The organism is Pseudomonas sp. RP-B7 (assembly GCF_059803535.1).
Genome location: NZ_JAPFHC010000030.1, coordinates 31,615 through 54,316 on the forward strand (window position 1 = coordinate 31,615; position 22,702 = coordinate 54,316).

Genomic DNA, 22,702 nt, shown 5'->3' on the forward strand with positions numbered 1-22,702 from the left:
AGGCTAGGCCGGCGCAAATGTTTCATTTTGTTTCGCGAGTAAACCTTCAGCCGCGCCCCGCTACCGCCATCAACCAGCCCTTGAACGCCAGCATCGCCGAGGTTTCGGCACGCGACTGCAGACGGGTCAGCCAGTAACTGCCGGTGGTGATGCCCACGTCGAATGGCTGGCGAATCACATCATTTTCCAATTGCCGCGAAAACATCATCGCCGGCGCCAGGGCCACGCCCGCGCCCTGCAATGCCGCCTCCATCATCCCCAGGGATGAGTCAAACACAATGCTGCGCGGCACCAGAGTGTCGGCAGGTAAACCTGCGGCCTGAAACCACTGGGTCCATTCATCCGCCCGATAAGAGCGCAGCAAGGTGAACTTGAGCAGGTCGGCCGGGGTTTGCAGTTGCTCGGCGATGTGCGGCACGCAAAGCACGCTCAGCGGCGCTTCAAACAAGGGGCTTGCGTCGGTGCCATGCCAGGCACCCGCGCCAAAGCGGATCGCGTAATCCAAGCCTTCGGCGGCGACGTCAACGCGGTTGTTGTGGGTCGACAGCCGCAAGTCGATAAATGGATAACGTGCGTGAAACTCGGGCAAGCGCGGCAGTAGCCATCCCACGGCAAACGTGCCGACTGCGCCCACCGTCAGCACTTCACGGTAATGTCCGCCTTCGAACCGACTGAGGGTCTGGGCAATCCGGTCAAACGATTCACGCACCACCGGCAGCAAGGTTTCGCCCTCGCTCGTAAGCATCAGCCCCCGTGGCAGGCGCTTGAACAAGGTGACATTGAGCTGTGCCTCCAGGCTTTTAACCTGATGGCTTACCGCCGCCTGGGTAACGCACAGCTCGATGGCCGCGCGGGTAAAGCTCAAATGCCGTGCAGAGGCTTCGAATGCACGCAGGGCATTGAGGGGTAGATGGGAGCGCAACATGCTTGACCCTAGTTATTCTAATGGCTGGTGCGAGATATGATCGTTTGTCGACGCGCGCAAATCTACCTAGATTTATCCGCCTGCGCAGGCCTCGGTTGGCAGTGCACCCTTGATATGGAAGCAAGTCAGCATGAACCATCACGTAAGAAATTGCCTTATTTCAGCCGCAATTGTTGGATCTGGAACCTGCATGGCCGCCACCGACCTGCGCCAGGTTGTGGACAGCAACGTTGCGCCGTTGATGCAGCAACACGGAATCGCCGGCCTGGCGGTAGCCACGATCAAAAATGGCCAGGTGCAATACTTTAACTACGGCGTAATGTCCAAGACCACCCAGCGCCCCGTCACCGAAGACACCCTGTTCGAACTTGGCTCCGTCAGCAAAACCTTCACCGCCACGCTGGGCGGTTATGCCCAGGCCACCGGCGCACTCAAGCTGACGGACAAGGCCAGCCAGCACCTGCCAGCCCTGCAAGGCAGCGCCTTCGACCGCATCAGCCTGTTGCAACTGGCGACCTACTCGGCGGGTGGTTTGCCTCTGCAGTTTCCGGAAGCCGCCGACAGTGCCAAGACCATGCTCGGCTATTTCCAGCACTGGAAACCTACCTACGCCCCCGGTGTGCAACGCCTCTACTCAAACCCTGGCATCGGCCTGTTCGGCTACCTGAGCGCGCAAAGCCTGGGGCAGCCCTTCAATGTGGCGATGGAGAAAACCCTGCTGCCGCAATTGGGGCTCAAGCACACCTATATCACTGTGCCCGCCGACAAGGCCGACCAATACGCCCAAGGTTATGACAAGCAGCAAAACCCGGTACGGGTCGGCCCCGGCGCACTGGACGGCGAGGCCTACGGCGTCAAGTCCAGCACCCAGGACATGGCGCGCTTTGTCCTCGCGAACATGCACCCACAAACCCTGAGCGCGCCGCTGCAACAGGCAATTGCCACGACACACACCGGCTACTACACCGTCAACGGCATGACCCAAGGCCTGGGCTGGGAATACTACCCCTACCCGGTGAAGTTGCAGGCATTGCTTGAAGGCAACTCCACGCTCATCGCGCTGCAACCCAATAAAGCCCATTGGCTGCAACCGGCGCAGACACAACCGGGCAACGTCATGTTCAACAAAACCGGCTCTACCGGCGGCTTTGGAGCGTACGTGGCGTATGTGCCTGGCAAGGATATAGGCGTGGTGATCCTGGCCAACAAGAACTACCCGATTGCCGACAGAGTGACGGCGGCCCATGGCATCTTGAGCGCGATGGATCAGTAGCAAGCATCACGGCCCGCGATGTGTTGCGCGCTTAACAGTCTTTGACAGTTTTCCGACAAAGCTGTCAAAGACCCCCGCCCTCCTCCAGACCTAGCATTCGAGCTTCCAAACCTCCAATCGGGTGCTCTACATGCTTCGCACGATGCGATCAAAAAACCTCTGTTTGTCCATCTCCACCCTGTGTCTGTTGGCCGGTGCCCATCAGGTTTTGGCCGACGACTGGGACTATCGATTAAAAGCCGGCGTGGCCAACCTGCCGCGCTACAGCGGCAGCGACGAGCGCACCACCACGCCGCTGCTGGGCGGCGCGATCGTCAGCCCATGGGGGATTTTCCTTGATACCGACAAAGGGCTGGGCTGGGGCTACGAAGGCAACGCCTTGAGTTTCAGCGCCTATATCGGCGCCAGTGCCTCACGCAAAGATGAAACCAAAACCGGCCGCCTGGGCTCGGACCGCCTCAAAGGCATGGGCGAAATCAAATCACGCCCGCAATTGGGCGTAAGCGCCAGCTATAACCTCGGCGCAGCGATTGTGGGGGCAACCCTGGAACATGCGCTCAAGGACGACGACCACAAAGACAGCGCCAAAGCCTTCACCTCGCTGGAGTTGAGCATCGGCACCAACCTGTACGACGGCGACTACGGCAGCCTCGATGCCAGCCTCAACAGCCGCTTTGGCGACGCCAATTACCTGCGCACATGGTATGGCGTGACGCCCGGCCAAGCCGCCCGCAGCCGTTTTCAGGCATATGACGCCAAAGGCGGGTTGTTCAGCCGTGGCCTGAACCTGACGTGGAGTTTGCCGGTCAGCGAGCACACCACATTCAGCACACTGCTGGACATGCAGTACCTGTCGGGGGACGCGGGCAAAAGCCCTATCGTCGAGCGGCGCCTGCAAAGCTCGCTCATAGGTGCGCTGGAATACACCTTCTGATCCAGCCCCCCATCAACACCTGTGTGAAGCGCCGGGCTCAGCGCGGGGCCTGATCATTCGGCATAGGCCCACGTCATCCGAAACGACGCCCCGCCCCACTGAGAATCCAGCACTTCTACCTGCCCGCCATGCCACTGCGACACCCGCTGCACCAGCGCCAGGCCCAGGCCGAAGCCGCCGGTGCGGCGGTCACGGCTGGCATCCAGGCGCATAAACGGCTGGAAGATTTTCGCCCGGCCATCCTCGGGCACGCCGGGGCCGTCGTCACACACCCGCACTTCGTAGCCGCTGCCAAACTTAACCAACGAAACCTCCACACGCCGCTCGGCATAACGAATGGCATTGCGCAGCAGGTTGATCACCGCCCGCGCCATAAAGCGCGGTTCGATCTGGATGGTGTCCACCTCACAACTGCGCAACGTCAGTCGGACCCCTGCCGCCTCGGCCTCCAGGGCCACGCTGCCGATCACGCTGTCGAGCCAGCTGTGAGCCTCGATATTTTCCCGGGTGACCTGGGTCGCGCCGCGCTCCAGGCTGGCGTAGGTCAGCAACTCGGAGACCATTTCCTCCAGCTCACCGAGGTCGGCGTACATGTCGGCGATCAGTTCGCTACGCAGACGCGGGTCGACCTGCTGCTTGAGTTGATCGAGTTCAAACGACAAGCGCGCAATCGGCGTACGCAATTCATGGGAAACCGCGTTGGTCAGTTCACGCTGGTTGGCGATCAGGCTCTCGATGCGTTCAGCCATCTGGTTGAAGTGCCCGGCCAGTTCGCGCACGGTAGAGCGGCGTGGCAGCAGGATGCGCGAGGCCAGGTGATTGTCGCCAAAACGCTGTGCGGCCAGGCGGATATGCTCCAGATCACGCCAATGGGGACGCACCCAGAAATACAGCACGACGGCCAGGCACAGGCCGAGGAGCACATAAGCCCACAGGTAAAGCCACTTGGGCTCTTCCGGCAGCTTGATTTCCAGCAATTGCGGGCCGTCATCGATACGGGCGAGGAACTCCATAAAGTGCCCACGCACGACCAGCAGCCCGTCCGCCAGCAGTTGCTGCTCACGCTCGTTCAGCCTCAGGGAATCACGCGACAGCAGTTTCAGATGCAACCCGTAATGGGGTTGCAGCTCGGCGAGGCGGGCAGCCCGCGCTTCGCTCGTCAACGGCCGCAACTGCTCGACCAGGGCGTAGGCCGGTCCACGCAACGCCTCGCGGTTGTAGGTTTCGTTGGCCTCCGGCAGCCACTCGTCGAAGGTGTAGTTGACCAGCCAGATCGCCCCCGCCAGGCCCAGAGCAAGGATCAGGTAAAGGCGTAGATAAAGCCGCAGCATTCATACCTCCCAGGCAAACGGATTGAACAGGTAGCCCTTGCCCCAGATGGTCTTGATGCACACCGGTTCACGAGGGTTATCGTTGAGCTTGCCGCGCAGCTTGCTGATGTACACGTCGACGCTGCGATTGAGGCCGTCAAACGCAATGCCGCGCATGCGGTTGAGGATGTCATCGCGGGACAGGATGGTGCCGGAGTGGCTGGCCAACAGCCACAGCAGTTCGAACTCCATGGTCGTCAGTTCGATCTTTTCGTCTCCCAGGCGCACCACCCGGCAGCTACGGTCAATCGCCAAGCGGCCAAAACTCAGGGCCCCACGCACGGTGGGCTCCGGCGCCTGGCGACGTTGCAACGCGCGCAAGCGGGCGAGCAGTACCGGCGGTTTGATCGGTTTGATCACGTAGTCGTCAGCGCCGGATTCCAGGCCGAGGATGTGGTCCAGGTCGTCCTCCTTGGCCGTGAGGATCACGATAGGCGTGTCGGACACATTGCGGATTTCGCGGCACACGTGCAGGCCGCTCTGGCCGGGCAGCATCAGGTCGAGAACAACGATCTTGGGGCGAAAATCGAGAAAGGCCGCCAAGGCCGCGTCGCCCCGGTGCACCACGCGCACCTCGAAACCATGCTGCGACAAAAAATGCGCGATCAGCCCTGCCAGCTTCTCATCGTCTTCAACGAGCAAGACCTTGCCCAGCCCCAGGTTTTCCATAAGTTCTCAGTGTGCGACGCAGATTGAAGAGCGGGCATTATAGGTGGCAAGCTGGGCAACTTGAGCAACTGGCCAGCAGCGGCCGACGAAGCTTCATGCTTTTAAGACTTTTTAACAAATAGCCTGCAATTTTTAACGCCATCTACAGGGAGTTGTATGCGCAAGGATTACCTGGCGTTCTTCGTTTCGCTGTTCCTGTCGCGCCTGGCCGACCAGATTCTGCTGTTTATCGTGCCCTTGATAGTGTTTCAGAGCACAGGGAGCGTGTCCTGGGCCGGGCTGGCGTTTTTTGTCGAGTCGTTGCCGCGTTTCCTCGTGTTTCCGCTGTGCGGGGCGTTGTGCGACAAGTACCCGCCGGTGCGCATCCTGCATATCAGCCAGGTCTATCGCGCGCTGACGTGCGTCGTCGCGGTGGCGCTGTACGGGATGTTCGACGGCATCTATTGGCTGGTGTTGCTTTCGGCCGTGTGCGGGGTGCTGACCACCCAGGGCATCATGGCCCGCGAAGTGCTGATGCCGCATATCTTTGCGCAGTACAGTTATGCCAAGACCCTCTCCTACTCGCAGATTGCCGACCAGAGCGGACTGGTGCTCGGGCCGCTGGTGGCAGCGCTGATGCTCGAAGTGTGGGCGTGGCATTGGGTGGTGCTGGGGATTGCCGGGTTGTTTGTGCTGGCGGACGTGGCCATGGGGGTGTGGCAGCGCTCCAGCTCGGTCGACCTGGCGGTATTTGAACAGCATCGTGATATTTGGCTGCAACCACTGCGGATTGCATTCGGGCATATCCGCCAGCTTGCCGGGCTCAAACGCCTGATTGCGCTGACGGTGGGGGTCAACCTGATCATCGGGGTCACGCTGGCCACGTCAGCCGCAATGGTCACCGGGCTTTACGCCGCCGACAAGGACGCCTATGCGGTACTGCAAGCCGCAGGCGCAGGGGTGACCATCGCGATTCTGTTCTACCTGGCGCGCGCCACCCTGTCGCTGAAAATCCTCGGTGGCCTGTCATACGCACTGATTGCCGCCGGCGCGCTGATCACCGCGATCAGCCCCAATCTGTGGGCTTACTCGCTGGGGTTCCTGCTGGTGATCGGCTTCGACAAGATGTACAGCGTGTACATGCGCAGCGTGCGGCAAAAGGTGATTCCGGTGCAGGACTTTGGCAAAACCGTGGGGGTGATTACCTTGCTCAACAACCTGCCGCAACCCCTGGCCGGGTTGGCGGTTGCACTGCTGGCGGCGCCGCTGGGTACGCAAACGGTGATCCTGCTGCTGACCGGGATCACCGTGTTGATCGGTGTGGTCGTGGCCTCAGGCCGGCACGCCGCTGTGAAAGCGGAACTCGACGTCGGGTGACTCGATCAGTTCCTGCTCGGCCGCCCTCACCCGCTCGATGACTTGGGCGATGTCCTTGGCGTCGCCGTATTGGTAGGCCAATTTCAGATAGCCCTGGAAGTGCCGCGCCTCGCTTTTCAGCAGGCCGAAGTAGAACTTGCCGAGGTCTTCATCCAAATGCGGCACCAGCGCTTCGAAACGCTCGCAACTGCGGGCTTCGATAAAGGCGCCGACCACCAGCGTATCCACCAGTTTGACCGGCTCATGACTGCGCACCACTTTGCGCAACGCCGAGGCGTAGCGACCGGCATGCAGCTGGCGCAGCTCGATCTTGCGCTTTTTCATCAGGCGCATGACCTGTTCGTGGTGCACCAACTCTTCGCGGGCCAGGCGCGACATCATATTGATCAGGTCGACATGGCTGTGGTACTTGGCCATCAGGCTCAGGGCGGTGCTGGCAGCTTTGAATTCGCAGTTCTTGTGGTCGATCAGCAGGGTTTCCTGATCGGCCAGCGCGGCCTGGACCCAGGCGTCGGGAGTGCGGCAACCGAGGAATTCGTGGATTTCGGGCAGGTTCATCGGGCTCACGGGCAAAGGATCACAAAAGGGCGCCGATTATACCGACCACGCCGCAGACCACCAGCCACCGGCCTTGATGTGCATCAACATGACGTGCGCCGGGCAGCAACTATAGTTGTCTCATGCCCACCACTTCCCGGAGTTACCGACCATGCAAGCCATCCGCAGCATCCTGGTGCTCATCGAGCCCGAACATTCGGAAAGCCTGGCCCTCAAACGCGCCAAGTTGATCGCCGGGGTCACCGGTGCGCACTTGCATTTGCTGGTGTGCGACAGGAAACATGAGCATTCGGCGCTGCTGAGCCTGCTCAAGGCGGGCTTGCAGGAGGATGGCTACAGCGTGACCACCGAGCAGGCGTGGAACGAGAGCCTGCATGCAACCATTATTGATGTGCAGCAGGCCGAAGGCTGTGGACTGGTGATCAAGCAGCACTTTCCCGACAGCCCCTTGAAAAAGGCTCTGCTGACCCCGGCGGATTGGAAACTGTTGCGTTATTGCCCGACGGCGGTGTTGTTGGTCAAGACGTCTACGCCGTGGGCTGAAGGTGTGATCCTGGCGGCAATCGATGTGGGTAATACCGACGCCGAACACCGTGAACTGCACGCCGAGATAGTCGGTCATGGCTTCGACATCGCCAGCCTGGCCAAGGCCCAATTGCATGTGATCAGCGCCCACCCTTCGCCGATGCTATCGGCGGCGGACCCGACGTTCCAGCTCAAAGAAACGATTGAGGCGCGCTACCGCGAACAGTGCCGGGCATTCCAAGCCGAGTTTGATATCGACAACTCAAGGCTGCACATAGAGGAAGGCCCTGCCGACGTGCTGATTCCCTTTGCGGCGCACAAGTACCATGCGGTCGTCACCATCATCGGCACGGTGGCGCGTACCGGCATTTCCGGCGCGTTAATCGGCAATACGGCGGAGGTCGTGCTCGACAAGCTGGAAAGTGATGTGCTGGTGCTCAAGCCTGCGAGCCTTATGGATCACCTGGAAGAGCTGGCGGCTAAGTCCTGAGGGCGACGAGGATCAAACTGTGGGAGCCCGCTCCCACACAAGCCCATTTCACATTGGGTCGGGTGTTGTCAGTCAGCAAACACATCCCGCAGAAACCCCGGTGCGATATAGCGGTGGTAATGCGCTTCGGACAGGATAAAAAACTCCCGGTCGATCGCATCGCGCAAATCCGGCAAGGCCCAGTCGCGAAATTCCGGCAACAGCACCATGCCATAGGCCTCCAGATTGGAGATCACCCGTGCGCCCCGGGCAATCAACTGGTACGCCCAGCAATACTCCGACTGGTGCGGTACGAAGCGAATCTTGCGCTGTTCCAGTTGAACGCGCAGGGTCTTGGGGTCGAAAACCTCGACCTTGCCGCCCATCACCTGCACCAGCAGTTGCTCCAGGCGCAGCCAAACCGCACGCTTTTCTTCTTCGTTATAGCCATTCCACTGGATCACTTCGTGGTGGAAGCGCTTGCAGCCACGGCACACGAGATCGCCGTAGACCGTGGAGCACAGGCCTACGCAGGGGGTTTTGATGGCTTGGTTGGACATGGGCAACGACACACAAATCAGCGAAACAATGCGCCATGTTAGCCCTTTGTCTAACCTGTATCACCCTGCAAACTTGGCGAGGCAACTTACCTTTAGTTTTTTTTTGCCGTAGAATCATCCGGCCTTGTAAGGCGCCAACAATCCGCTGGAAGCTGTTTTCAAAGCGTCACGAGCACAGTCGTTCCTTCAGAACGGTGTTGGCGATGGTGTTTGACCCGGTAGGTCAGTCACCAGCGCCAACCCTCATCAGCTCCGTTCTGCAGGCGTAAAACTTTGAAAGCAGCTTCTGTGAGGAATGCCGGCAGCGCTGGCTTTGCGGCCCAAAAAGCCCCCGAGCGCAGGCGTGCCGTTCATTTCTGGATGAGCGTCCCGTGGGACCACTGATGAGGGTAATAACTGTGCTTGAAGCCTACCGCAAACATATCGAAGAGCGTGCAGCCCTGGGTATTGTTCCCCAGCCGCTTAACGCCGAACAAACCGCAGGCCTGGTTGAGCTGCTGAAAAATCCTCCGGCTGGCGAAGAAGAATTCCTCGTTGACCTGATCACCAACCGCATCCCACCAGGTGTTGACGAAGCTGCCTACGTCAAGGCCGGTTTCCTGTCTGCCCTGGCCAAGGGCGAAGTCACTTCCCCCCTGATCGACAAGAAGCGCGCTGTTGAACTGCTTGGCACCATGCAAGGCGGCTACAACATCGTGACCCTGGTCGAGCTGCTGGACGATGCCGAGCTGGCAGCTGTCGCAGCCGCCCAACTCAAGCACACCCTGCTGATGTTCGATGCGTTCCACGACGTGGCCGAAAAAGCCCGTAACGGCAACGAACACGCCAAAGCCGTGATCCAGTCCTGGGCTGACGGCGAATGGTTCCGCAACCGCCCTACCCTGGCCGACAAGATCAGCCTGCGCGTATTCAAGGTCACTGGCGAAACCAACACCGACGACCTGTCCCCTGCTCCAGATGCCTGGTCCCGCCCGGACATCCCGCTGCACGCCCTGGCCATGCTGAAAATGGCCCGTGAAGGCATCGTGCCGGACGAGCAAGGCAAGACCGGCCCGATGAAGCAGATCGAAGAGATGCGCGGCCAAGGCTTCCCGATCGCCTACGTCGGTGATGTGGTCGGCACCGGCTCGTCCCGCAAGTCGGCGACCAACTCCGTACTGTGGTTCTTCGGCGACGACGTACCTTACGTGCCGAACAAGCGCGCCGGCGGCTTCTGCTTCGGCAGCAAGATCGCTCCAATCTTCTACAACACCATGGAAGATGCTGGCGCACTGCCAATCGAGTTCGACGTTTCCAACATGAACATGGGCGACGTGATCGACCTGTACCCACATGCTGGCAAAGTCTGCAAACACGGCACCGACGAAGTCATCACCACCTTCGAAATGAAGACCCCGGTGCTGTTGGACGAAGTCCGCGCCGGCGGCCGTATCCCGCTGATCATCGGCCGTGGCCTGACCGACAAGGCACGCGCCGAGCTGGGCCTGGGCCCAACCGACCTGTTCAAGCTGCCTGAAGCACCTGTCGACACCGGCAAGGGTTTCACCCTGGCCCAGAAAATGGTCGGCAAGGCGTGCGGCCTGCCAGCAGGCAAAGGCGTTCGCCCTGGCACCTACTGCGAGCCGAAGATGACCACCGTGGGTTCCCAGGACACCACCGGTCCGATGACCCGTGACGAACTGAAAGACCTGGCGTGCCTGGGCTTCTCGACCGATCTGGTAATGCAGTCCTTCTGCCACACCGCGGCCTATCCAAAGCCGATCGACGTGACCACCCACCACACCCTGCCTGACTTCATCATGACCCGTGGCGGCGTATCGCTGCGTCCAGGCGACGGCATCATCCACAGCTGGCTGAACCGCATGCTGCTGCCGGACACCGTCGGCACTGGTGGTGACTCCCACACCCGTTTCCCGATGGGCATCTCGTTCCCGGCGGGTTCTGGCCTGGTCGCGTTTGCCGCAGCCACTGGCGTAATGCCACTGGATATGCCGGAATCGATCCTGGTGCGCTTCAAAGGCAAAATGAAACCTGGCATCACCCTGCGTGACCTGGTTCATGCCATTCCTTACTACGCGATCCAATCGGGTCTGCTGACTGTAGAGAAGAAAGGCAAGAAAAACGCCTTCTCCGGCCGCATCCTGGAGATCGAAGGCCTGAACGACCTGACGCTGGAACAGGCTTTCGAGCTGTCCGACGCCTCGGCTGAACGTTCGGCTGCCGGTTGCACCATCAAGCTGTCGAAAGAGTCCGTCACCGAGTACCTGAACTCCAACATCACCCTGCTGCGCTGGATGATCGGCGAAGGCTACGGCGATGCGCGTACCCTGGAACGTCGCGCCCAAGCGATGGAAGCCTGGGTCAAGAACCCTGAGCTGATGGAAGCCGATGCCGACGCGGCATACGCCGAAATCATCGAGATCGACCTGTCGGAAATCAACGAGCCGATCCTCTGCGCACCGAACGACCCGGACGATGCCCGTCTGCTGTCGAGCGTTGCCGGTGAGAAGATCGACGAAGTGTTCATCGGTTCGTGCATGACCAACATCGGTCACTTCCGCGCTGCCGGTAAACTGCTGGAACAGGTCAAGGGCCAGCTGCCAACCCGTCTGTGGCTGTCGCCGCCGACCAAGATGGACGCACACCAACTGACCGAAGAAGGCTACTACGGCATCTACGGCAAAGCTGGCGCGCGCATGGAAATGCCGGGCTGCTCGCTGTGCATGGGTAACCAGGCACGTGTAGAGCCGAACTCGACTGTTGTGTCGACTTCGACCCGTAACTTCCCGAACCGTCTGGGTGATGGCGCGAACGTCTACCTGGCGTCGGCTGAGCTGGCGGCAGTTGCCTCCACCCTGGGTCGCCTGCCGACCGTCGAAGAGTACATGGGTTACGCAGCGAAACTGGACACCATGGCCAGTGACGTTTACCGCTACCTGAACTTCGACCAGATCGCCGAGTTCCGCAAAATCGCAGCAAGCGCCAACATCCCGGTGATTCAAGCCTAAGGTGTGTTGACGTAGAAGACGCCGCGTATCGCAAGATACGCGGCGTTTTTTTATGCCCGGGATTTGGCCAGTTGCACCGCGCCATCCACACTCAAATCGCTGAGCAGCACCTGCGGCGCCATTGCCTCAGGCAATGCCTGCAACACCTCAAGGGCGTCGTGCCGTACACGCGCGAGCACCAGGCGCTTACCCTCCCCGCGCACCTGCGCAAAAAACGCGGCCAGCGCTTCAATGCTGGTGCCATCCAGGTTCGGCGATTCTTCCAGGCTCAGCACCACGGCTTGCACTGGCGATTGGCGCATCAGGCGCAAGGCCGCGCCCAGGATGCGTTCGGTATTCGCGAAAAACAGCGCCTCGCTGGGACGCACGATCAGCACACCCGGCACCTCCCGTGCGTCGGCATGATGCTGACGGTCAACAAAGTCGTGGCTATCGCCCAGGCGACCAAGCACCTGGATGTCAGCGGAGGACATCTGGCGCAGCATCAACACGACGCTGATCGCCACCGCCAGCAACAAGCCATCCAGCACGCCGAGCACCAGCACCGCCGCGACCGCGCAGATCACCAGCAGGCGGTCACGCCGCCAGATGAAATAGCGCCCCAGCGGTTGCACGCTCAAGCCATGCCCCAGCGCATAGATGACAATGGCTGCGAGCACCGGCTCCGGTGTCAGGGCGACGTAGGGCAGCACCGTCAACACAATCACCAACACCACCAGCGCCGCGACGATGCCGGCCAGCCGTGAACCCGCACCGGCGGCTTCATTCGCCGAGGTTGCCGAATACCCGGCGCCGACGGGCATCCCATGAAACAACCCGGACACCAGGTTGGCCGCTCCCAGCGCCAACAAATCACGATTGGATGACACGCGGTCGCCATGTTTAAGGGCGAACGAGCTGATAGAGCCGTAGGACTCCGCATAAAGGATCATGACTAACGCAAACGCCAACTCCCCCAGGCGCAACCAATCGGCGAACGGCAGCACCGGCAAGCGCCCCAGTTCCAGGCGCAGGTCGATCATGCCAATCAACCCCACACCGTGGGCCTGTAGGTCCAGGAGTTGCCCGCCGGCAATTCCCAGCACGACCACCAGCAACCCGCCCGGCAGGCGCGGAATCCGCGCGCACAGCCACAACACGCACAAGGCCACGGCCGCGACCAGCGCCGCCGGCCAGTTCCAGCTTGGCCACTGCTCGAGTAATTGCGGCAGGAAGCGGATCAGGTTGTTGTCGCTCAGGTGTACGCCCACCACAGCTGCCAGCTGCTTGAGGATAATGGTCAGCGCCAGGCCGAACGCGAAACCGCGCAACACCGGCTTGGCAATAAACGAAGTGACTCCACCCAGCTTGAGCAGCCCGGCCAGCAAGAAAAATCCACCCGTGACCAACACCAGCCCAAACGCCAGGGAAAGCCGCAACGCCGGGTCATCACCGGCAAGGCTGGCGGTCGCTGCGGCCAGTACCGCCGCCGAAGACGACGTAGCCGACACAATCGCAAAGCGGCTGGTGCCCAACAAGCCGTAGCACAACAGCCCGGCAAACAAGGCAATCACACCCGCCTGGGGCGGGAGCGCGGCAATGCTCGAATAGGCCACTGCCTCCGGCAGCAACAAACCGGCGATGGAGAGCCCGGCGAGGATGTCCTGGATGCGCCTGGAAGACGCCGCAACAGCGGGAGGGGTTTGAGTATTCAATCGAGCCAACCTTGGGGGTCTCCAAATCAGAAACCAATAAGCCGACAAGCTTAGCCTTCATTAACCGGCGCCGGGTTGATCCGGGTGCTGGTTTTGCGCAGCCACAAAAAAGGCCGATTCACGGTGTGCGCGAATCGGCCTCTTCAGGTGCCGCCGGTTATCAGGACAACAGCGAGTAGATCAGCGCCGTAATCGCTACCAGGCCAACAGCCGTGACAAACACGTTGGACGCCTGCCCGCGGTACTTGGCCATGGCCGGTACTTTGCGGATCGCGTACATCGGCATCAGGAACAGGATCGAAGCAATCACCGGCCCACCCAATGTCTCGATCATGCCGAGAATGCTCGGGTTGAGTGTGGCCACGATCCAGCACACCACCAGCATGAAGGCGGCGGTCATGCGGTCCAGGGTCTTCGGTGCCGGGCGGCGACCCGTCTTGACCACCAGGCCCTTGAGGCCTTCACTGGCGCCGATGTAGTGGCCCAGGAACGATTTGGCAATCGCCACGAATGCAATCAATGGCGCGGCGAACGCGATGGTCGGGTTGTCGAAGTGGTTGGCCAGGTACGACAGGATCGACAGGTTCTGCGCTTTCGCCTCGGCCAACTGCGCCGGCGACAGGGTCAGCACGCAGCTGAACACAAAGAACAGCACCATCGCTACCATCAGCAGGTGCGCGCGGGACAGGATCTGCGAGCTGCGCTCATCGGCATGGGCGCCGTACTGACGCTTCTGATCAACCGCAAAGGCCGAGATGATCGGCGAGTGGTTGAACGAGAAAACCATCACCGGAATCGCCAGCCATAGGGTACTGAGCAAGGCCGATGGTTCCGGCACCACGCTGGCGGTGCTGAGGATGCCGCCGTTCCAGTGCGGGACCAGGTATACCGCCAGGAACAGCAAGGCGACGATGAACGGATACACCATCAGGCTCATGGCCTTGACGATCACCTGCTCGCCGCAACGCACCACGGCCAGCAGGCCGAGGATCAGCACAAACGCCAGGATTGCCCGAGGCGGCGGCATGATGTGCAACTGGTGCTCCATGAAGCTGCTGACCGTGTTGGTCAACGCCACGCTGTAGATCAGCAGGATCGGGAAGATCGCAAAGAAGTACAGCAACGTGATCACTGCACCGGCCTTGATGCCGAAGTGTTCTTCCACCACGTCGGTGATGTCGGAGCCATCACGACCGGAGAGTACGAAGCGGGTCAGGCCACGGTGGGCAAAGAACGTCATCGGAAACGCCAGCAGCGCCAGGATCAGCAACGGCCAGAAGCCGCCCAGGCCAGCGTTGATAGGCAGAAACAAAGTGCCGGCGCCAATGGCCGTGCCGAACAGGCCAAGCATCCAGGTGGTGTCCTGGCGGCTCCAGCTTGTGAGGGTTGCAGGTGTCGATGCATAGCGTTCGTCAACGCTATTGGCCTGATCATTCATCCGGTCGGATCTCCGCATTTACACAGCCGGGACGAGTCAGAAAAACCTGACAGGCAGCGCCCCGACCATAGAAGGGCCGCGATTGTCCGGGATTCTTGTGAATAAGCAAAGACTTAGCTGAGGAACGGTGGCGTGGTATATCGACACGCCGCACCCAACCCAGACACATTTGTTGACAATCCAGCGCCCACGCCAGCATGATCCGGCAATGAACGTTATGCCGTTGCACCTCACCCGCACCACCACCACGACCGCTTTCGGCGGGTCGCGCGGTGGCTGTGGGTGGTCGAGCTAAATACCCCACAGATTCAACCCAAGGCCCCGCCAGCAATGGACGGGGCCTTTTTGTTGCTCCGCCCACCAGGCAATCACAAGGAGCAACACCATGGCTGACGCCCTGTTGATCATCGATATGCAAGCCGGCCTATACGATGGCCCGCAAAGACCTTTCGAGCGTGAACGCCTGCTCGACACCATCAACCAGTTGATCAAGCGCGCCCGCGCCGCCAACAAGCCGATCTTCGTGGCGCGCCACACCGGCCCGGAAGGTTCGCCGATTGCGGCGGGCAGCCCGCTTTGGCAGGTATGGCACGGCCTGGAGGTGGACGAGCACCGCGACCATCTATTCAACAAAACCCGCCCAAGCTGTTTTCTGGGCACGGACCTGGCCCGACAACTGCGCGCAGCCCAGGTCGACGAACTGGTGATTGTGGGCATGAAAACCCAGTTTTGCATCGACACGACTTGCCGTGTAGCGGTTGAACTGGGGTTTTCGGTGGTATTGCCCGAGGATGGCCACACCTGCATGGACACTCCGGCGCTGAAGGCCGAAGCGATCATCGAGCATCACAATGGGACATTGGCCGGGGCGTTTGTGAAGCGTATCAGCGCAAGGGACCTCTGGCGCTCAAGCGACCACGCGACCCACTAAACCGCGGAGGCCCTCAGGGGCCTATTGCGCAGTTCACCGTTGAGGGTGTTCTGCGCAATATCCAGCTGTTAGAACAGCCTTACGCAAGAAGAAAATTTTCTTTCTCAGTAAAACGCCCCGCCCTACAAATCCCGCATACTCATCCTCTCAAACCCTTCAGGAAGAGCCTTCCGATGACCGCAACAGTTCTGGTCCTGGTTGAAACCATCAACGCCTACCTGCCCATCATCGAAAGCAATGACTTTCATGTGATCCTGGCTCCCACACCCGCCGAACGCGCCCAGGCCATCAAGACCCACGGCGCGCAGATCAAGGCCGTGCTGACCCGTGGTCCGCTGGGCTTGTACGCCGCGGAAATCGACGCCCTGCCCCTGCTGGAAATCATTTGCGTGATCGGCGCAGGCTATGAACATGTCGACCTGCAAGCGGCCAGCAATCGCGGGATCGTGGTCACCAACGGCGCCGGGGTCAACGCGCCATCAGTGGCCGACCACGCCATGGCCTTGTTGTTGTCGCTGGTGCGCGGCATTCCGCAGACCGACGCCGCCGTGCGGCGCAATGAATGGCCCAAAGTGATGCGGCCGTCCCTGGGCGGCAAGCAGCTGGGCATACTCGGGCTTGGTGCGGTGGGCCTGGAGATCGCCAAGCGCGCGGCCCTCGGCTTCGGTATGGAAATCAGCTACCACAACCGCCAGCCGCGCGATGATGTGGACTACACCTACTGTTCGAGCGCGGTGGAACTGGCGCGCACCTCGGACTTCCTGATCCTGGCCACGCCCGGCGGCGACGGCACCCGCCACTTGATCGATCGCCACGCCCTCGACGCCCTCGGCCCCAATGGTTACCTGGTCAACATCGGACGCGGCAGCGTGGTGGTCACCGCCGACCTGGTGGCTGCCCTGGAGCAGCGGCGCATTGGCGGTGCCGCCCTGGACGTGTTCGACGACGAGCCCCAAGTGCCCGACGCCCTCAAGCGCCTGAGCAACACCGTGCTCACCTCCCATGTCGCTGGCCTGTCACCGGAGGCCGCCCATGATACGGTGCAGCGCGTAGCCGATAACCTGGTGGAGTTTTTCGCCGGTCGCCCGGTGCTCACGCCGGTCGCGCTGCCCCCGCCTGCAAAGTGACCCATCAGGCACGCTGATCACCCTCCAACACGCTAACCTATTAAACCGCCCCGACCTTGTCGCTGGGCGGTTGTGCGCATTAGATTAGGAAATAGTCCGAGGCCTTTAGAATAAGCAGAAGGGATAAGCATGGCGCTGAACGACCAATCGACCCAGATCCGGGCAGGCGAAGAACTTGACGCCAGCCTGATCGATCCCTACCTCAAGGCCCATATCCCCGGCCTGAGCGGCACGCCCACCATCAGCCAGTTTCCTGGCGGTGCGTCCAACCTGACTTACCTGCTGGAGTACCCCGGCCAGGAATTTGTCCTGCGCCGCCCGCCCTTTGGCCACAAGGCCAAGTCCGCCCACGACATGGGCCGGGAATACCGCATTCTCAACAGCCTCAAGGACGGCTTTCCGTACTGCCCCAAAGCCTACGTGCACTGCACCGATGAATCGGTGATCGGCGCCGAGTTCTATGTGATGGAGCGGGTCAACGGCATCATCCTGCGCTCCGACCTGCCGGCCGAACTGGGCCTGGACGCGGCAAAGACCGAAGCCTTGTGCAAAAGCTTTATCGACAAGTTCGTCGAACTGCATCAAGTCGACTACACCGCATGCGGCCTGGCCGATCTGGGCAAGCCCGAAGGCTACGTGGCACGGCAGATCCGCGGCTGGAGCGATCGCTACGAAAAAGCCCTGACCCCCGACGCCCCGCGCTGGGAAGCAGTGCGCGCGTGGCTCGACGACAAGATGCCGGCCGACCACCCGACGTCCAGCATCGTGCACAACGACTACCGCTTCGACAACGTGATCCTCGACGCACACAACCCGATGCAGATCATTGGTGTGCTCGACTGGGAGCTGACCACCCTCGGCGACCCGTTGATGGACCTTGGCAACACCCTCGCCTACTGGATCGAAGCCGCCGACCCGGCCCCGGTGCAACTGATGCGCCGCCAGCCGAGCAACGCCCCCGGCATGCTCACCCGCCGCCAGTTCGTGGACTACTACGCCGAACGTGCCGGCATCCAGATCGACAATTTCGACTTCTACTACACCTACGGCCTGTTCCGCCTGGCCGGCATCGTGCAGCAGATCTACTACCGCTTCTTCCATGGCCAGACCCAGGACAAACGCTTCGCGCAGTTCATCCAGATGAACAAGCTGCTGGAGCAGATGAGCCTGAACGTGATCGGTAAATCAGCCCTTTAAGGAACCTCCATGTCCAAGACCAACCTGTTCGACCTCGACGGCAAGATCGCCTTCGTTTCCGGCGCCAGCCGTGGCATCGGTGAGGCCATCGCCAAGTTACTGGCCCAGCAAGGCGCCCATGTGATCGTCTCCAGTCGCAAGCTGGACGGCTGCCAGCATGTGGCGGACGCGATCATCGCCGCCGGCGGCAAAGCCACGGCGATTGCCTGCCATATCGGCGAAATGGAGCAGATTACCCAGGTGTTCGCCGGTATTCGCGAACAGTTCGGCCGCCTGGACATCCTGGTCAACAACGCCGCAACCAACCCGCAATTCTGCAACGTGCTGGACACCGACCTCGGCGCCTTCCAGAAGACCGTCGACGTGAATATCCGCGGCTACTTCTTCATGTCGGTGGAAGCCGGCAAGCTGATGCGTGAGAACGGTGGCGGCAGCATCATCAACGTGGCCTCGATCAACGGCATCTCCCCTGGGGTGTTCCAGGGCATCTACTCGGTGACCAAGGCCGCCGTGATCAACATGACCAAGGTGTTCGCCAAGGAATGCGCAGCGTTTGGCATTCGTTGCAACGCCCTGCTGCCAGGGCTGACCGACACCAAGTTCGCCTCGGCGCTGGTGAAAAACGATGCGATCCTGAAAACCGCACTGGCGCAGATCCCGCTCAAACGCGTGGCCGACCCGAGCGAAATGGCCGGCGCGGTGCTGTACCTGGCGAGCGATGCGTCCAGCTACACCACCGGCGTATCGCTGAACGTAGACGGCGGCTTCCTCTCCTGAACCCAGGCGTCAGGGCCGCTTGAACTGCCGGCGCAGGTCTTCGATCTGTGCCCGACAGTGGCAGCCTTCCAAGTGATCGTTGACCATGCCCATCGCCTGCATCAGCGCATACATCGTGGTCGGGCCGACGTAGGTCCAGCCACGCTTCTTCAAGGCCTTCGACAACCGCACCGAGGCCGGGGACGTGGGGTTGGCCGCCCAATAAGCCAGATCGACCACCGCCGGGCGCTCTTGTGCAGTGGGCTCGAACGCCCACAGCCAGGCTGCCAGTGAACCCGTTTCATCCACCAGCTCACAGGCACGCCGCGCATTGTTGATGGTCGACACGATCTTCGCCCGATTACGCACAATCCCGGCATCGTTCATCAAGCGCGCTATATCGGCCTCGCCATACGTGGCGACCTTGCGAAAATCAAAGCCCTCTAACGCCACCCTGAACTGCTCGCGCTTGCGCAGGATGGTGATCCACGCCATGCCCGCCTGAAAGCCTTCCAGGCAGATCTTCTCGTACAACTGGGTGTCGTCGGCCACCGGCACGCCCCACTCGTGATCGTGGTAACGCGGGTATTCCGGCGCGGACGTGCGCCAGGCGCAATAGGTCTGCCCACAGGCGTCGGTCGTCAGTCCTGGTCTGTCCATCCATTACCTCAAGTGCCAAGCACCGGATGATAAGCGAAAATTTTTATCACCCGCCAACCGCTCAAGCATCACCGTCACCGACCAACTGGTCAGACCGGGACCGGTCAACCGGCGAATTTTTACTTGTGATTTCAAAAAACCCCAGCGTAGACTGGCCCGGCACTGGACTTACCGGTAAGACCACAACAATTAAGCCCTGGAACCACCAGGGCACCGAATAGAGATCCCTCCCATGCTCAGATGGTGCTCGCGTTCGATTTTCCTGCAAGTCGTGATTGGCCTGATGCTCGGCGTCATATGCGGCTTGGCCCTTCCCGAATTCTCCACACAACTCAAACCCCTGGGTGACGGCTTTATCAAGCTGATCAAAATGCTGATTGGCCTGATCGTGTTCTGCGTGGTGGTCAGCGGCATTTCCGGTGCAGGCGACTTGAAGAAAGTCGGGCGCATCGGCCTCAAGTCGGTGATCTACTTTGAAATCCTCACCACCGTCGCCCTGGTGATCGGCCTGGTCATGGCCTTCAGCACCGGGATCGGCACCGGCGCCAATATCCACCTTGAGCAGTTGTCCTCCGCTGGCCTCAATGAACTGGCCGACAAAGGCCAGCACATCAAAGGCACCAGCCAGTTCCTGATGGACCTGATCCCCAACTCGGTAATCGGCGCCTTCGCCGACAACAACGTTCTGCAAGTGCTGCTGTTCTCGGTGCTGTTCGGCAGCGCGCTAAACCTGGTGGGTGAGGCGGCTTCCGGCATCTCGCGCCTGATCAACGAACTGAGCCATGTGATCTTCCGCATCATGGGCATGATCGTGCGCCTGGCGCCAATCGGTGTATTTGGCGCGATCGCCTTCACCACCAGCACCTACGGCCTCGATTCGCTGCAACACCTGGGCAGCCTGGTCGGCCTGTTCTACCTGACCTGCTTCGCCTTCGTCGGGCTGATCCTCGGCCTGGTAATGCGTCTGTCCGGCCTGCGTATGTTGCCGCTGCTCAAGTACCTGCGCGAAGAACTGCTGATCGTGATGGGTACCGCTTCGTCCGACGCGGTGCTGCCACAGATCATGCGCAAACTCGAGCACCTGGGCATCGGCAGCTCGACCGTAGGCCTGGTGATTCCGACGGGGTATTCGTTCAACCTCGACGGTTTCTCGATCTACCTGACCCTGGCCATCGTGTTTATCGCCAACGCCACCGGCACGCCGCTGTCGATGACCGACTTGCTGACCATCCTGCTGGTGTCGCTGATCACCTCCAAGGGCGCCCACGGCATCCCGGGCTCGGCCCTGGTGATCCTGGCGGCGACACTCACGGCGATCCCGGCGATTCCGGTGGTGGGCTTGGTGCTGGTGCTGGCGGTGGATTGGTTCATGGGCATCGGTCGCGCATTGACCAACCTGATCGGCAACTGCGTCGCTACCGTAGCCATCGCCCGCTGGGAAAAAGACATCGACATCCAGCGCGCCAATAAAGTACTCGAAGGCCAGCACGGTTATACCTTCCAGGCCAAGAAGCCGGTACTGCCGGCGCATCAGGAGTTCTGAGGCATTCCTGAGGACAACACAGACCAATGTGGGAGCTGGCTTGCCTGCTCCCACACTAGATCTTCACTGGATTCATTACCGTATTTGCAACATAAAGGAGAGGTAGACGTGATAAGCACCTCAACCGTCGTCAATTCAGTGGTAGAAAAACTCCGCGCCGCCCTGGCGCGGGGTCAGTGGCGCCGGGGCGAAATGCTGCCCGGCCAACGCGAACTGGCGGAACAGATGGGCATCAGCCGCCCGAGCCTGCGCGAAGCGGTGATCGTGCTGGAAACCCTTGGCCTGGTGCGCTCGATGCCCGGAAAGGGCGTGGTCGTACTCGAAACCGATGTCAGCGAACCCCAGACCAACGACGCGGTGGCCGACGCCAGCCTCGAAGACATCCTGCAACTGCGCTACACCCTGGAGCCCTTCGTCGTGGGCCTGGTTGCCCAGTCCATCAGCAGCAAGGAAGTCGGCCAACTGCGCCTGACCCTGATGGACATGCGCGAAGCCCTCGACGCCGAAGATGCCGAGGCCGGCATGAATGCCTATATCGGCTTTCACGAAGAACTGTTCGCCCTGACCTCCAACCCGATCTTCCAGAACGTGGTGCAGCAGACCCGCAACGCCCTCAAGCTAAGCGCGCAGGTACTGCGCAACTCGCCGGAACACCTGGCCGAACGCCTGCGCGAAAACGAAGCCGTGGTGCGCGCCATCCGCAACAAGAACAGCGCCCTGGCCAGTGCCGAAATGCGTCGGCACATCCTTCAGGAAGGCCTGCGCATGGGCATTCGCTTGAACATCCCGGATGACCATCTGGGCAGCTGATTTTTTGGAGACCGGCCATGACCGCTTATGCGTTGCAACGCGACCCTATCTTCCCAGCCCTGCGCTTGATCGCCGGTAAAAAGCCCTCGGTGGACGACATCTACCCGCGCCTGTTCGACGCCATCCTCGAACAGCGCATCGCGCCGGCCAGCCGTTTCACCGAAGAGAGCCTGGGCGAGACCTTTGGCGTGAGCCGCAGCGTGATTCGTCGGGTCCTGGCGAAACTGTCCCATCAACAAGTGATCATCCTGCGCCCCAACCAGCGTGCCCAGGTGGCCGCACCGGATGCGCAGCAAACCCGGCAGATCCTCGAAGCCCGGCGCCTGACGGAAATCACCGTGGTGCAACTGGCCTGCGTGCATGCGACACCCACACAAGTGCGCCAGTTACGCGAACTGATCGCCCGCGAACGCGAATGCATCGAGCGCGATCAACGTGGCCCGGCCATTCGTTTGTCCGGGGAGTTTCATCTGCAACTGGCGGCGATGGCGCGTAATGCCCCGCTGGCGCAGTTTCTCAACAGCCTGGTGCCGCTGACATCGTTGGTCATTGCCCAATATGAAGCGAAAGCCTGCACCTACTGTGCATGGCAAGAACATGTGGCGATTGTGGATGCGCTGGAGCAACGGGACGCCACCGCCGCCGTGAGCCTGATGACCCAGCACCTGGATCACCTGGAATCCAAATTACTCAAACACCACTGATCCCCCTGACAAATGGAGATCAAAATGTGGGAGCTGGCTTGCCTGCGATAGCGGAGGGTCAGCCAACACATCTGCAACTGATACACCGCTATCGCAGGCAAGCCAGCTCCCACAGTGATCGCATTCCAATTCAAGTAAAAAAGCCCCCGTATCTTGCGATACGGGGGCTTTTGTTTTCAGCGTCAGATCAAGCCG

At 60.9% G+C, this 22,702-nt stretch carries 20 protein-coding genes; 12 read left to right on the plus strand and 8 right to left on the minus strand.

Annotation, left to right across the window (positions count from 1 at the left end; translation table 11 throughout):
- Window positions 1-46: 46 nt before the first annotated feature.
- Window positions 47-925, minus strand: a complete 879-nt coding sequence (locus tag OPU96_RS22870) for a LysR family transcriptional regulator (RefSeq protein ID WP_192300508.1) — start codon at window positions 923-925, stop codon at window positions 47-49.
- Between the two features lie 130 nt (window positions 926-1,055).
- Here OPU96_RS22870 and ampC point away from each other — a divergent pair, with 130 nt between their 5' ends.
- Together ampC and OPU96_RS22880 are read left to right on the plus strand one after the other, a co-directional pair.
- Window positions 1,056-2,198 carry a class C beta-lactamase gene (gene ampC, locus OPU96_RS22875; RefSeq protein ID WP_498559742.1) on the plus strand — a complete coding sequence of 381 codons (1,143 nt, stop codon included), beginning with the start codon at window positions 1,056-1,058 and terminating at the stop codon, window positions 2,196-2,198.
- 130 nt (window positions 2,199-2,328) lie between these two features.
- On the plus strand, window positions 2,329-3,132 hold the full coding sequence (locus OPU96_RS22880; protein ID WP_498559743.1) for a MipA/OmpV family protein: 804 nt from the start codon (window positions 2,329-2,331) through the stop codon (window positions 3,130-3,132).
- Between the two features lie 53 nt (window positions 3,133-3,185).
- Here OPU96_RS22880 and OPU96_RS22885 read toward each other — a convergent pair whose 3' ends face one another.
- A complete protein-coding gene (locus OPU96_RS22885) occupies window positions 3,186-4,463 on the minus strand; it encodes an ATP-binding protein (protein ID WP_226457665.1) in 1,278 nt (425 codons plus the stop codon).
- A complete protein-coding gene (locus tag OPU96_RS22890) occupies window positions 4,464-5,171 on the minus strand; it encodes a winged helix-turn-helix domain-containing protein (protein WP_498559744.1) in 708 nt (235 codons plus the stop codon).
- A gap of 156 nt (window positions 5,172-5,327) precedes the next feature.
- Here OPU96_RS22890 and OPU96_RS22895 point away from each other — a divergent pair, with 156 nt between their 5' ends.
- Window positions 5,328-6,527 (plus strand): MFS transporter, encoded by a 1,200-nt coding sequence (locus tag OPU96_RS22895; RefSeq protein ID WP_498559745.1) that lies wholly within the window; start codon window positions 5,328-5,330, stop codon window positions 6,525-6,527.
- On the opposite strand, the gene OPU96_RS22900 is transcribed toward OPU96_RS22895, so the two are convergent.
- Window positions 6,483-7,085 (minus strand): MiaE family protein, encoded by a 603-nt coding sequence (locus OPU96_RS22900; RefSeq protein ID WP_226457668.1) that lies wholly within the window; start codon window positions 7,083-7,085, stop codon window positions 6,483-6,485. The two genes, OPU96_RS22895 and OPU96_RS22900, sit on opposite strands and share 45 nt — an antisense overlap.
- A gap of 151 nt (window positions 7,086-7,236) precedes the next feature.
- Here OPU96_RS22900 and uspL point away from each other — a divergent pair, with 151 nt between their 5' ends.
- Window positions 7,237-8,100: a universal stress protein UspL gene (gene uspL, locus OPU96_RS22905; RefSeq protein WP_226457669.1), complete on the plus strand. Its 864-nt coding sequence runs from the start codon at window positions 7,237-7,239 to the stop codon at window positions 8,098-8,100.
- Window positions 8,101-8,168: 68 nt separating this feature from the next.
- On the opposite strand, the gene OPU96_RS22910 is transcribed toward uspL, so the two are convergent.
- Complete coding sequence (locus tag OPU96_RS22910; protein ID WP_192300515.1) at window positions 8,169-8,639, minus strand: DUF1289 domain-containing protein; 471 nt, start codon at window positions 8,637-8,639, stop codon at window positions 8,169-8,171.
- A gap of 398 nt (window positions 8,640-9,037) precedes the next feature.
- Here OPU96_RS22910 and acnB point away from each other — a divergent pair, with 398 nt between their 5' ends.
- Window positions 9,038-11,647, plus strand: coding sequence for a bifunctional aconitate hydratase 2/2-methylisocitrate dehydratase (gene acnB, locus OPU96_RS22915; protein WP_498559752.1), 2,610 nt, complete (start codon window positions 9,038-9,040; stop codon window positions 11,645-11,647).
- Window positions 11,648-11,697: 50 nt separating this feature from the next.
- On the opposite strand, the gene OPU96_RS22920 is transcribed toward acnB, so the two are convergent.
- Window positions 11,698-13,341: a SulP family inorganic anion transporter gene (locus OPU96_RS22920; protein WP_226457670.1), complete on the minus strand. Its 1,644-nt coding sequence runs from the start codon at window positions 13,339-13,341 to the stop codon at window positions 11,698-11,700.
- A gap of 160 nt (window positions 13,342-13,501) precedes the next feature.
- Window positions 13,502-14,779 carry a serine/threonine transporter gene (locus OPU96_RS22925; RefSeq protein ID WP_305390956.1) on the minus strand — a complete coding sequence of 426 codons (1,278 nt, stop codon included), beginning with the start codon at window positions 14,777-14,779 and terminating at the stop codon, window positions 13,502-13,504.
- Window positions 14,780-15,164: 385 nt separating this feature from the next.
- Here OPU96_RS22925 and OPU96_RS22930 point away from each other — a divergent pair, with 385 nt between their 5' ends.
- From OPU96_RS22930 to OPU96_RS22945, 4 genes are all read left to right on the plus strand, one after another.
- Window positions 15,165-15,710, plus strand: a complete 546-nt coding sequence (locus OPU96_RS22930) for a cysteine hydrolase family protein (protein WP_226457672.1) — start codon at window positions 15,165-15,167, stop codon at window positions 15,708-15,710.
- Window positions 15,711-15,883: 173 nt separating this feature from the next.
- A complete protein-coding gene (locus tag OPU96_RS22935; RefSeq protein WP_226457673.1) occupies window positions 15,884-16,837 on the plus strand; it encodes a 2-hydroxyacid dehydrogenase in 954 nt (317 codons plus the stop codon).
- A 129-nt stretch (window positions 16,838-16,966) separates the two neighbouring features.
- The gene (locus tag OPU96_RS22940; protein ID WP_192300520.1) at window positions 16,967-18,034 is read left to right on the plus strand and encodes a phosphotransferase family protein; all 1,068 of its coding nucleotides are present in this window, start codon (window positions 16,967-16,969) and stop codon (window positions 18,032-18,034) included.
- Window positions 18,035-18,043: 9 nt separating this feature from the next.
- Window positions 18,044-18,811 (plus strand): SDR family oxidoreductase, encoded by a 768-nt coding sequence (locus tag OPU96_RS22945; RefSeq protein ID WP_192300521.1) that lies wholly within the window; start codon window positions 18,044-18,046, stop codon window positions 18,809-18,811.
- A 9-nt stretch (window positions 18,812-18,820) separates the two neighbouring features.
- Here the strand turns inward: OPU96_RS22945 and OPU96_RS22950 are convergent, their stop codons facing one another.
- Window positions 18,821-19,450 carry a DNA-3-methyladenine glycosylase I gene (locus tag OPU96_RS22950; protein WP_498559746.1) on the minus strand — a complete coding sequence of 210 codons (630 nt, stop codon included), beginning with the start codon at window positions 19,448-19,450 and terminating at the stop codon, window positions 18,821-18,823.
- A gap of 217 nt (window positions 19,451-19,667) precedes the next feature.
- Between OPU96_RS22950 and OPU96_RS22955 the strand changes: the two genes are divergently transcribed.
- The 3 genes from OPU96_RS22955 to OPU96_RS22965 all read left to right on the plus strand — a co-directional run bounded on the left by OPU96_RS22955 (window position 19,668) and on the right by OPU96_RS22965 (window position 22,507).
- Window positions 19,668-20,993, plus strand: coding sequence for a C4-dicarboxylate transporter DctA (locus OPU96_RS22955; RefSeq protein ID WP_226457678.1), 1,326 nt, complete (start codon window positions 19,668-19,670; stop codon window positions 20,991-20,993).
- A 108-nt stretch (window positions 20,994-21,101) separates the two neighbouring features.
- Window positions 21,102-21,803, plus strand: coding sequence for a FadR/GntR family transcriptional regulator (locus OPU96_RS22960; RefSeq protein ID WP_192300523.1), 702 nt, complete (start codon window positions 21,102-21,104; stop codon window positions 21,801-21,803).
- A gap of 17 nt (window positions 21,804-21,820) precedes the next feature.
- The gene (locus OPU96_RS22965) at window positions 21,821-22,507 is read left to right on the plus strand and encodes a GntR family transcriptional regulator (protein ID WP_192300524.1); all 687 of its coding nucleotides are present in this window, start codon (window positions 21,821-21,823) and stop codon (window positions 22,505-22,507) included.
- Window positions 22,508-22,702: the final 195 nt, after the last annotated feature.

Excerpts from the sequence above, each read along its gene's own strand:
- OPU96_RS22930 (WP_226457672.1), top strand. The coding sequence starts at position 15,165 with ATGGCTGACGCCCTGTTGATCATCGATATGCAAGCCGGCCTATACGAT.
- OPU96_RS22870 (WP_192300508.1), bottom strand. The coding sequence starts at position 925 with ATGTTGCGCTCCCATCTACCCCTCAATGCCCTGCGTGCATTCGAAGCC.
- OPU96_RS22950 (WP_498559746.1), bottom strand. The coding sequence starts at position 19,450 with ATGGACAGACCAGGACTGACGACCGACGCCTGTGGGCAGACCTATTGC.
- OPU96_RS22880 (WP_498559743.1), top strand. The coding sequence starts at position 2,329 with ATGCTTCGCACGATGCGATCAAAAAACCTCTGTTTGTCCATCTCCACC.
- OPU96_RS22945 (WP_192300521.1), top strand. The coding sequence starts at position 18,044 with ATGTCCAAGACCAACCTGTTCGACCTCGACGGCAAGATCGCCTTCGTT.
- OPU96_RS22900 (WP_226457668.1), bottom strand. The coding sequence starts at position 7,085 with ATGAACCTGCCCGAAATCCACGAATTCCTCGGTTGCCGCACTCCCGAC.
- OPU96_RS22940 (WP_192300520.1), top strand. The coding sequence starts at position 16,967 with ATGGCGCTGAACGACCAATCGACCCAGATCCGGGCAGGCGAAGAACTT.
- OPU96_RS22890 (WP_498559744.1), bottom strand. The coding sequence starts at position 5,171 with ATGGAAAACCTGGGGCTGGGCAAGGTCTTGCTCGTTGAAGACGATGAG.
- uspL (WP_226457669.1), top strand. The coding sequence starts at position 7,237 with ATGCAAGCCATCCGCAGCATCCTGGTGCTCATCGAGCCCGAACATTCG.
- OPU96_RS22925 (WP_305390956.1), bottom strand. The coding sequence starts at position 14,779 with ATGAATGATCAGGCCAATAGCGTTGACGAACGCTATGCATCGACACCT.
- OPU96_RS22910 (WP_192300515.1), bottom strand. The coding sequence starts at position 8,639 with ATGTCCAACCAAGCCATCAAAACCCCCTGCGTAGGCCTGTGCTCCACG.
- ampC (WP_498559742.1), top strand. The coding sequence starts at position 1,056 with ATGAACCATCACGTAAGAAATTGCCTTATTTCAGCCGCAATTGTTGGA.
- OPU96_RS22885 (WP_226457665.1), bottom strand. The coding sequence starts at position 4,463 with ATGCTGCGGCTTTATCTACGCCTTTACCTGATCCTTGCTCTGGGCCTG.
- OPU96_RS22935 (WP_226457673.1), top strand. The coding sequence starts at position 15,884 with ATGACCGCAACAGTTCTGGTCCTGGTTGAAACCATCAACGCCTACCTG.
- OPU96_RS22895 (WP_498559745.1), top strand. The coding sequence starts at position 5,328 with ATGCGCAAGGATTACCTGGCGTTCTTCGTTTCGCTGTTCCTGTCGCGC.
- OPU96_RS22965 (WP_192300524.1), top strand. The coding sequence starts at position 21,821 with ATGACCGCTTATGCGTTGCAACGCGACCCTATCTTCCCAGCCCTGCGC.